The sequence below is a fragment of the Hymenobacter terrestris genome (assembly GCF_013377905.1).
GTDB classification, from domain to species: Bacteria; Bacteroidota; Bacteroidia; order Cytophagales; family Hymenobacteraceae; genus Hymenobacter; species Hymenobacter terrestris.
The window spans coordinates 1-1883 of record NZ_JABKAV010000138.1 but is presented as its reverse complement, the minus strand read 5'-3'; the positions used below and the strand labels follow the sequence as shown (position 1 = coordinate 1883).

General features: G+C 49.2%; 3 protein-coding genes. All 3 read right to left on the bottom strand.

The features are described from left to right. Window positions 1-21: 21 nt before the first annotated feature. The 3 genes from HW556_RS18285 to HW556_RS18280 all read right to left on the bottom strand — a co-directional run bounded on the left by HW556_RS18285 (window position 22) and on the right by HW556_RS18280 (window position 1673). Window positions 22-540: a hypothetical protein gene (locus tag HW556_RS18285; RefSeq protein WP_176901553.1), complete on the bottom strand. Its 519-nt coding sequence runs from the start codon at window positions 538-540 to the stop codon at window positions 22-24. Window positions 541-617: 77 nt separating this feature from the next. Next, window positions 618-962: a DUF7668 domain-containing protein gene (locus tag HW556_RS19115; RefSeq protein WP_449404419.1), complete on the bottom strand. Its 345-nt coding sequence runs from the start codon at window positions 960-962 to the stop codon at window positions 618-620. A 105-nt stretch (window positions 963-1067) separates the two neighbouring features. Further along, the gene (locus HW556_RS18280; protein WP_176901552.1) at window positions 1068-1673 is read right to left on the bottom strand and encodes a hypothetical protein; all 606 of its coding nucleotides are present in this window, start codon (window positions 1671-1673) and stop codon (window positions 1068-1070) included. Between the last annotated feature and the right edge of the window lie 210 nt (window positions 1674-1883).

Sequence of the window (1883 nt, the reverse complement as noted above, 5' to 3'; positions counted from 1 at the left end):
TATCAAATGCCCTCAGCACCCTCAAAGGGCCGGGACCTGCAACTGCGGCCCGAAGCGTTGTTCCAGGTCAGCCAAGCGTTTTGCCGTCAGGGCAACGGGGGCCACGCGCAGCTCGGTGCGGACCAAGTCGAGAAAGGTTTGCTCCTGGGCCGATGCCGGCGCGGGTGCTGCGGCGTAATACGCCAAGGTTGCGGGGGCATCGTAGGCCAATTGTTCGAGTTCAAACCAGCCCGTCTGGCATCCAATGCCCAAGAACTCAGACAAGGTTTCGGCTACGACCAGGTTCGCCTCCATCATGGGGACGGTCATGACCACGGGGCCGTCGGCCGTCTCGTTGCGGGCGTCCAGCAGGCTGAAGTGGACGCCATCGCCGCCCGTGCGCGCGAAGCTGAGCGTGTTGGTCGGCGTGCATTCATAGTCCCCATTTTCTAAGGGTCTGACGGGCAGCAGACCACAATAGTCCACGTAGCGGAACGCCTGGTGCCCCCACCGAGCGGTTATTAGGTCGTCGAGCGCAAAAAACTCTTTGATTCTCAGCATAACGTCACAGCAGGGAAAGACACCCGGGCAAAGAGGGCCAATTGGAAATAATGTAGGGTAAAAGCATCCGTTTTGCCTCAGGGCGCGAGTAAATCCTCTATCCGGTAGGCGTAGTGGCCAGCGTGCTCTTGAGCGAAGAGAACGCAGCGCAACACCAAATCGCTTGGAGCCCCATCGACGCATAACCGGATGTCAGCGTAGAGCTCGCTGGGTTGCCCATCTGAGTATGTCAAGTAGGCTTTAGGGGCTTTGGGTGGTAAGCTGATGCGTTGCCCGTGCTCTGCCAACACGACGTTTAGGTCTTCGACAGCGCATCGGCTGGGTTTGCTGCCCTGAAGCGCCTGCTCGATGCCTCCACTGCTGGCAAGGTGCACGATGTGCTGAACGGTTGCCGCTACCTTTCTCTTGTCAAAACCGTGCATGCAAGCAAGGTAATAACGGTTCACGCAAAGGGTCCGAAGGTAAACGCTGCGTTTGCTGAAAGGAGCCTTTGTTAGTTGCTGGTTCCTAAGTGAGAATATTATATATTATTTCAAGTCCATCCAAAAAGTATTACAATTGCCAAAATATTTTTTGCAACTGAAATTATTTCCAAGATCAATCGCGTTCAAATCAACTGATACGTATTTCGATGAAAAATACGCAATAGATTTGAATCCAGGATAACCTCTATTACTATTTGCGCCAATAAAAACTGTTGATAAAGGCGGAATAAAAAAAATAACTGAATCTTGGCGGTTAATATAGTCTAATTGTTTGTTAAAACTTTTAACACTGCTAAATGTTGGTTCTTTCAGGGATAGACTGTATGATAAATAATGATAACTTAATTTGGCACTAGTATTGGTTTTGGTTCTTATAAGGATGCATTTAATTTTTGTATTTGATAGGTTTCTAACATAAAAATGCATTGGTACAGTGCAACCTGCTACCATAAAGCAGCAAGAAAAAAGCAAGATTAAGGAAAAAGGCCAGTGAATAATATTAAGCCGGCCATTAGCTGATGGCTGGGTGTCGCTTACTGAATATCTGTGCTCCATTAGAACAGTGCTGCACTTGAGACTTAGCTGGCTTCCTCTCATAAAATGAGACCGATACAAAATATTAGATTTAACGGTGGCAAGGAAACGCATGCTGTTCAAACAAACGAGCGTACCGGCATATGTCAGTCGTAAAGCTGCATCATGCTCATGCCATTCTTAGCCATCAGGAACATAAATACCAATACCGCAACGCCCGTGAGTGCTTCCCTCGCGCTTCGGCCCACAACGGCTGTGTAAAGAGTCGTGCCAAGCAGCGCGAACGCAGGAATGAGATTATAAACGGTCATACCAAATAGCAGG

Coding starts and splice junctions, on each gene's coding strand:
- HW556_RS18285 (WP_176901553.1), bottom strand. CDS start 540: ATGCTGAGAATCAAAGAGTTTTTTGCGCTCGACGACCTAATAACCGCT.
- HW556_RS19115 (WP_449404419.1), bottom strand. CDS start 962: ATGCACGGTTTTGACAAGAGAAAGGTAGCGGCAACCGTTCAGCACATC.
- HW556_RS18280 (WP_176901552.1), bottom strand. CDS start 1,673: ATGCGTTTCCTTGCCACCGTTAAATCTAATATTTTGTATCGGTCTCAT.